This window comes from Arthrobacter sp. Bi26, from assembly GCF_918697925.1.
Taxonomy (GTDB): domain Bacteria; phylum Actinomycetota; class Actinomycetes; order Actinomycetales; family Micrococcaceae; genus Arthrobacter.
Genome location: NZ_CAKKMF010000143.1, coordinates 1 through 7,205, shown reverse-complemented (window position 1 = coordinate 7,205; position 7,205 = coordinate 1). Strand labels below are relative to the sequence as shown.

At 66.2% G+C, this 7,205-nt stretch carries 6 protein-coding genes, 1 pseudogene and 1 riboswitch; of the genes and pseudogenes, 2 read left to right on the top strand and 5 right to left on the bottom strand.

Annotation, left to right across the window (positions count from 1 at the left end; genetic code table 11):
- The 4 genes and pseudogenes from LQV16_RS22260 to gcvP all read right to left on the bottom strand — a co-directional run.
- Window positions 1-307: pseudogene (locus LQV16_RS22260) on the bottom strand (serine hydroxymethyltransferase); the annotation flags it as partial.
- On the bottom strand, window positions 304-687 hold the full coding sequence (gcvH, locus tag LQV16_RS22255; protein ID WP_229996026.1) for a glycine cleavage system protein GcvH: 384 nt from the start codon (window positions 685-687) through the stop codon (window positions 304-306). The gene gcvH and the pseudogene LQV16_RS22260, both read right to left, overlap by 4 nt.
- 57 nt (window positions 688-744) lie before the next feature.
- Window positions 745-1,893 carry a glycine cleavage system aminomethyltransferase GcvT gene (gene gcvT, locus LQV16_RS22250; protein ID WP_229996025.1) on the bottom strand — a complete coding sequence of 383 codons (1,149 nt, stop codon included), beginning with the start codon at window positions 1,891-1,893 and terminating at the stop codon, window positions 745-747.
- A 9-nt stretch (window positions 1,894-1,902) separates the two neighbouring features.
- A complete protein-coding gene (gene gcvP / locus LQV16_RS22245) occupies window positions 1,903-4,770 on the bottom strand; it encodes an aminomethyl-transferring glycine dehydrogenase (protein ID WP_229996024.1) in 2,868 nt (955 codons plus the stop codon).
- Window positions 4,771-4,931: 161 nt separating this feature from the next.
- Window positions 4,932-5,029: riboswitch (glycine riboswitch) on the bottom strand.
- A 254-nt stretch (window positions 5,030-5,283) separates the two neighbouring features.
- Here gcvP and LQV16_RS22240 point away from each other — a divergent pair.
- Both LQV16_RS22240 and LQV16_RS22235 read left to right on the top strand, forming a co-directional pair.
- Complete coding sequence (locus LQV16_RS22240; protein ID WP_229996023.1) at window positions 5,284-5,802, top strand: GNAT family N-acetyltransferase; 519 nt, start codon at window positions 5,284-5,286, stop codon at window positions 5,800-5,802.
- A 153-nt stretch (window positions 5,803-5,955) separates the two neighbouring features.
- Window positions 5,956-6,522, top strand: coding sequence for a hypothetical protein (locus LQV16_RS22235; RefSeq protein ID WP_229996022.1), 567 nt, complete (start codon window positions 5,956-5,958; stop codon window positions 6,520-6,522).
- A 79-nt stretch (window positions 6,523-6,601) separates the two neighbouring features.
- Here LQV16_RS22235 and LQV16_RS22230 read toward each other — a convergent pair.
- Window positions 6,602-7,205: FAD-dependent monooxygenase (locus tag LQV16_RS22230; protein ID WP_229996021.1), on the bottom strand; the 604-nt coding region annotated here is incomplete at its 5' end.

Sequence of the window (7,205 nt, the reverse complement as noted above, 5' to 3'; positions counted from 1 at the left end):
GGGCCTTGACCCGGTCGATCGCGAGCTGCTCCACAACGTCGACGTGCTCGCAGCCGCCGTAGTAGCGCTTGCCCGGGTAGCCCTCGGCGTACTTGTTGGTCAGCACCGAACCCTGCGCCTGCATCACGGCCACCGCGGTGTGGTTCTCCGAGGCGATCATCTCCAGCCCGTCCCGCTGGCGGGTCAGTTCGGCGTCGATCCTTACGGCGATCTCCGGATCCAGCACGGACAGGTCCGCGTCCAGCGACGCGGAGACGACCTGCTCAAACGCGACGGTCACGGTGCCGGCGGCCGCGGCGGCGCTCACAGTTCGCCGCCGTTCTTGGACGCGTACTCTTCAGCCGACATCAGCGGGCCTTCTTCGGTCACGGCCACCTTGAAGAGCCAGCCGGCACCGTACGGATCGCTGTTGATCAGCGCGGGATCCGAAACGACGTCGTCATTGATCTCCACCACCTCGCCCGTCACCGGGGCGTAGAGGTCCGAGACGGACTTGGTTGACTCGACCTCGCCGCAGGTCTCCCCCGCGGTCACCGTCGACCCAACTTCCGGCAGGTCCACGTAGACGATGTCGCCCAGGGCGTCGGCGGCCACAGCCGAAATCCCAATCCCCGCAGGGCCCGATCCGTCGGCAGCAACCCACTCGTGTTCAGCGGAGTACTTCAGTTCGGCTACAACTTTGCTCATTTATCTCAATCCTTAAGTTCGTATGTGGTTTCGACAGGCTCAGCCAGCGGCGGCTGGCTACTTTTGGCGCTTGTAGAACGGCAGTGCGACAACTTCGAACGGCTCCGCCTTGCCACGCAGGTCAATGTCCAGGGCTGTGCCGGGCTCGGTGAATTCGATATCGACATAGGCCATGGCGACGGGGTACCCCAGGGTGGGGCTCGGCTGTCCGGAGGTCACTTCGCCCACCACGTTGCCGTCCTTGAGGACCGGGTAGTGGCCGCGGCCGGCCCGGCGGCCCGGGCCCTTGAGCCCCACGAGCTTGCGGCCGGTTGTGGAGCCTGCGCCGGCTGCCTTGAGTTCGCTCAGGGCAACCTTGCCGATGAAGTCCGACTCCTTGGCGAGCGAGACGACCGGTCCCAGGCCTGCGGCGTACGGGTTGCCTTCGCGGGAGAGTTCGTTGCCATAGAGCGGCATGCCGGCTTCCAGACGCAGCGAGTCACGGCAGGCCAGGCCGGCGGGGATGAGCCCGTGGCCGGCGCCGGTTTCCAGCAGCGCTTCCCAGAGGCCGGCGGCGTCCTCGTTGGGAACGTAGATTTCGAAGCCGTCCTCGCCGGTGTAGCCGGTGCGGGCGAGGAGCAGATCGTGGTCAGTACCGTTGACGGTGATACGTACCTCAACCGCTGCGTAGTACTTCAGCTCGGTGACCAGGACATGCTGCTCGGCCGGGACCAGCGTCAGCAGGATGGCCTCTGCGTTCGGTCCCTGGACGGCGATCAGCGAGGTTTCGGCGGAAACGTCCTCCACCGTCACGTCGAACCCGCCTTCCTTGCCGGAAACAGCCCTTTCGGCCAGTGCCGCGGCAACCACCGCAGCGTTGCCGGCGTTGGGGACCACGAGGTACTTGTCCTCGCCACGGCGGTAAGAGATGAGGTCATCGATGATGCCGCCGTCTTCCTGGCAGATCAGCGAGTACTTCGCTTTGCCGACGGCGACCGCCGAGAGCTTCCCGGCCAGGGCGTAGTCGAGGAACGCTGCGGCGTCCGGACCGGTGACCCAGACTTCACCCATGTGGGAGAGGTCGAACAGGCCCGCGGCGTTGCGGACGGCGTGGTGCTCTGCCAGTTCCGATTCGTACTTGAGGGGCATCTGCCAGCCGCCGAAGTCCGTGAAGGAGGCGCCGGCTTTTTTGTGCTGCTCGTAGAGAGCGGTGTAGTTCTCACTCATCAGGGATCCTTAGTTCTCGAAGTCGGAAAGCGGCGGGCAGGAGCAGACCAGGTTGCGGTCTCCGGCGGCGCCGTCGATGCGCCCGACCGGCGGGAAGTACTTGTCCTGCCTGAGTGTGTGGACGGGGAATGCGGCCTGCTCACGCGGGTACGCCCGCTCCCAGTCGGAAGATACGACGGCGGCTGCCGTGTGGGGTGCGTTGCGCAGCGGGGAGTTCTCCACCGTGAAATCTCCGTTGGAGACCTGGTCGATCTCCTGGCGGATGGTGATCATCGCCTCGATGAAGCGGTCGATCTCCGCAAGGTCCTCGGACTCGGTGGGCTCCACCATCAGGGTGCCCGCCACGGGGAAGGACAGCGTGGGGGCGTGGAAGCCGTAGTCGATCAGGCGCTTGGCCACGTCCTCGGCGGTCACGCCGGTCCTGGCCGTGAGTTCACGCAAATCCAGGATGCACTCGTGCGCCACCAGCCCGCTCTCCCCCGTGTAGAGAACCGGGAAGTGCTCATCCAACCGTGCGGCAATGTAATTCGCCGCGAGCAGGGCCGACTTGGTCGCTTCGGTGAGGCCCTGGCCGCCCATCAGCTTCACGTACGCCCAGGAGATCGGCAGCACACCGGCGGATCCGTAGCGTGAAGCGGAGATCGCAACACCAGTTCCTGGTTCGGTACCGCCGGCCTCGTGCGCCGCCTTGTTCGCGTCCCCTGGCATGAACGGTGCAAGGTGTGCCTTGGCAGCAACCGGGCCGACGCCGGGTCCGCCGCCGCCGTGCGGGATGCAGAAGGTCTTGTGCAGGTTCAGGTGCGAGACGTCGCCGCCGAACTTGCCCGGCTGGGCGAGGCCCACGAGGGCGTTGAGGTTGGCGCCGTCGACGTAGACCTGCCCGCCGGCGGCGTGGATCGCGTCGCAGACCTCGCGGACGTCGGCGTCGTAGACCCCGTGGGTGGACGGGTAGGTGATCATGATCGCCGAGAGGACGTCCTTGTTGGCCTCGATCTTGGCGGCGAGGTCCGTGTGGTCGATCGTGCCGTCGGAAGCCGTGGCCACGACGACCACCTTCATGCCGGCGAGCACGGCGGAGGCGGCGTTGGTGCCGTGGGCCGAGGCCGGAATGAGGCAGACGTTGCGCTGCTCGTCACCGCGGGAGTGGTGGTAGCCGCGGATGGCCAGCAGGCCGGCGAGCTCACCCTGGGATCCGGCGTTGGGCTGGATGGAGACCTGGTCGTAGCCCGTGATCTCGGCGAGGTCAGCTTCGAGGCCGCTGATGAGCTCGCGCCAGCCCTCGGTCTGGGAGTCCGGGGCGAAGGGGTGGATGGAGGCGAACTCCGGCCAGGAGATGGCTTCCATCTCGGCCGTGGCGTTCAGCTTCATGGTGCACGAGCCCAGCGGGATCATGGTGCGGTCCAGGGCGAGGTCGCGGTCCGAGAGGCGGCGGATGTAGCGCAGCAGCTGGGTCTCGGAACGGTGCGTGTTGAAGACCGGGTGCTGTAGGAAGTCGGAGGTGCGCAGCACCGTCTCGGGCAGCTCGAAGCCCTTGGCCTCCAGGACCGGACCGGCGCCAAAGGCGACGACGACCGCGGCGAGGACCTCCGGCGTCGTGGTTTCATCGACGGACACGCCAACTGTGTCCGCGTCGATGAGCCGCAGGTTGATGCCCCGGGCCCCGGCGGCGGCGATGACCTTGGCGGCCTTGCCGGGCACGCGGACCGTGAGGGTGTCGAAGAAGGAGTCGCTCGCCAGTTCGCGGCCGGCGATCTTCAGCGTGGCGGCGAGGGCGCGGGTGTTGTTGTGGACGGTCTCGGCGATGGCTTTCAGCCCGTCGGGGCCGTGGTAGACGGCGTAGAACGAGGACACGATGGCCAGCAGTGCCTGCGCGGTGCAGATGTTGGACGTGGCCTTTTCGCGGCGGATGTGCTGCTCGCGGGTCTGCAGGGCCAGGCGGTACGCCGGGACGCCGGCGTTGTCTTTGGAGACGCCGACGATGCGGCCGGGGAGCGTGCGTTCCATGCCCTCGCGCACCGCCATGTAGGCGGCGTGCGGGCCGCCGAAGAACAGCGGCACGCCCAGGCGCTGGGTGGAGCCGACGGCGATATCCGCACCCTGCTCGCCCGGAGGGGTGATCAGGGTCAGGGCCAGGAGGTCCGCTGCCACGGTGACCAGCGCGCCGCGTTCCTTGGCCTCGGCGATCACGGCGGACTGGTCCCACACCCGGCCGGAGACGCCGGGCTGCTGCAGGACGACGCCGTTGATGACGCCCTCGGGCAGGCCCTTGGAGAGGTCGGCGACCTCCACCTCGAAGCCCAGGGCTTCGGCGCGGCCCAGCACAATGGCGATGGTCTGCGGGAGGCAGTCGGCGTCGAGGACGGTCTTGGCCCCGGCCGCGGACTTGTTCTTGTTGGCGCGGCGCATGAGGAGCACGGCCTCGGCGACGGCGGTGGCCTCGTCGAGGAGCGACGCGTTGGCGACCGGGAGCGCGGTGAGGTCCTGGACCATGGTCTGGAAGTTCAGCAGCGCCTCGAGGCGGCCCTGGGAGATCTCCGGCTGGTAGGGCGTGTACGCGGTGTACCAGGCCGGGGCTTCGAGGATGTTGCGGCGGATCACCGGCGGGGTGACGGTGTCGTAGTAGCCCTGGCCGATCATCTGCACGGCCGTCTTGTTCTTGGAGGCGAGCTTGCGCAGCTCGGCCAGCACCTGGACTTCGCTGAGGGCGCTGTCCAGCGTGAGGGGCTTTTCCTGGCGAATGGAATCGGGGACCGCGTTGTCAACGAGGCCATCAACGCTGTCGTAGCCGACGGCCTTGAGCATGGTGTCGATGTCGGCCTGGCGGCGGGCGCCGATGTGGCGATCTGCGAAGGTGGACGGGGACGATTGAACCGTCATGAGAGGAACTCCATAATTCAGGTGGCATCAAAACGCCACGATGATTCGGGTTCCTCCCCGCTCTGTATTGGACCTGAGAGTTTCCGTTTTGCCCTGCTGATTGCAGCGCGCCACTTGCACCGTCGGTGAGCCCGGTTGCCCGGACTGCTTTCCAGAGTTGCCTTGCCGCGGCGGTACGTGGGCCTGAGAGATTCCTGGGGAGGATTTGCTCCTACGGCGCCTGCTGAACGTACCGGCAGGACTCTCCCGCCGCAGATCATAAGCCGTGCCACTGGTCGGTGACACAGCTCACAATTTATCTGGTTCCCGGGCAGGATGCAAAATTAATTTCAATTGAGTCGCTGTTTCCTGCACCACGGGGGTGCCTCCCCGCCGTCGAATGCCAGCCAAGGAACAAGTCCATCCCCCGGGGCCGTTGGGCTACTACGACCTGCCGTCCGCTGACGCTGGCAGCACCCTACACACCCGGACCGAGACCACGGGAAACGCGAACCCTTCGAATATGATCGCGTGATGCCTCTCCTTATCGCTCCGGACGCAAGCTACCACTCCTCCTGGCTGGAAGGATCCGCAGAATTTGACGGCGCCCACCGGGACGGCGGGGGCGCGGAGGACTGGTCCCTGGAAGAACTCAAAGATGCCCAGTCGTTCCGCCGCTTTGTCGACGCCCTCATCAATGACGCTCGGCCGGAGAGCCCGCGGAAGCCAGGATATGTGCCCTGCACGTACTTGTGGATCATGGAGGGTGACACGTTCCTTGGCTCACTGGCCATCAGGCACGAACTGAACGACTTCCTTTTCAACGAAGGCGGGCACATCGGCTACAGCGTGAGGCCCTCCGCCAGGCGTCGCGGCCACGCAGCGAGGGCGCTGGCTGATGCCTTGCCGATTGCCCGTGAACTGGGAATCCCCCGGGTTCTTCTCACATGCGATGAGGATAATGCAGGCTCACGAGCGACCATCGAAAAGAACGGCGGCGCCTACGAGGACACCCGCAACGGCAAACGCCGCTACTGGGTCGACACCGTCTGACCGGGCACGCCCCGAACGAACTGATCTCCGTTTACAGAGCGTGAAGTCGGTGCGACGCTGAACGCAATTCGGCCCGCGCGGGCTGTCTTCGGACTGGGGGTAACGAAAATGCAATGGGGCACGCCGCAACCGGAAAGTCCGTGGCCGCATGACATGGTGATCAGCGTCAATGACGATCCACACCACCTGACTCTCCTTCTGTTTGTCCGGCAGGCATGGTCCCTGGCCGGCGACCTCAACATCCCGCCCCTAAGCCCCGTACCAGACTGTGGTCATTCCCGGATGCCGGAATCGGCTGATGCCTCCACGTGGGAGAAGCGCTGGAAAACGTCATGGGACCAGGCCTGGAGCTGGTACCAGATCGAAGATCCAACGCACCATCCCACGCCCGCGGAATTGCGCGAGTCCGGGGACGCCAGTCAGGGGTTGAATCCTTTGATCCCACCCTTTTGGACTCAACGGTATGAATGGGAAGGTCTGGACCGCGAGGCTTATCAAGCCTGGGACCGAAGCCTGATCCCGAAATTTCCCCACGATGCCGAACCCCGAAGTCTCCAAGAACTCATCCCGGCATGGGAAAGCGGAATCGACACTGTCATCGTGCTGCCGTACGAGGGGTACTTCGCACACCGGCTGAGCCGGCGGCACCTCGTTGTGTCGGCCGCAACCAGGAATACCCCTGAGCACTACAGCAGGGCGCTACGAGAAAACGCACTGTAGACCCGCAGAGGCCGGGCTACCTCTCCTGCTAAGGGGACCGGCACGGAAATACGCGTCGGTCACGGCCACCGTTGGGACGTTAATGCCGCGCAGGCCCGAACCAGCTGGCCAGCGCATCCTCCAGCCCCCGCCGAGTCCCGTCTCCCGTCCACGCCACATGCCCGTCCGGCCGGATCAACACGGCCGCAGGAGCATTGACTGAACCGATCACCGGAAGCTCCCACCCGCCGTCGTACGTGGCGTCCACCAACTGCACCCGATCCATCCACGGCCCCGGGTCGATGCTGCCCGGCGCGCCGAGGTTGAGCAGCACCGCACGGGCATCGTGCAGGAAGGTGAACACGCGCCGCGGGCCGTTGGCGGTGACGACGTCGAGATCGGGCATGCGGCGCCCGAGCAGCGGGTGCCCCTCACCGAGGTCGTAGCGGACGTCCAGGCCGGAGATGAGGCCGCCCAGCCGCTTCCGGGCCTCATCGATCGTCAGCAGGCCGGCCACCGTGTCGGCCAACGCACCGATGCGCGGGTCGGCCCTCTGCATGATTGACTGCGCCATCGTGTGCTTCAGCGCACGGGCCCCGGCGGGGTGCCGCTCGGCGTGATAGGTGTCCAGCAGGCGGTCCGGCGCAATACCCTTGACCACCTGGGCGAGTTTCCAGCCGAGGTTCACGGCGTCCTGGATGCCG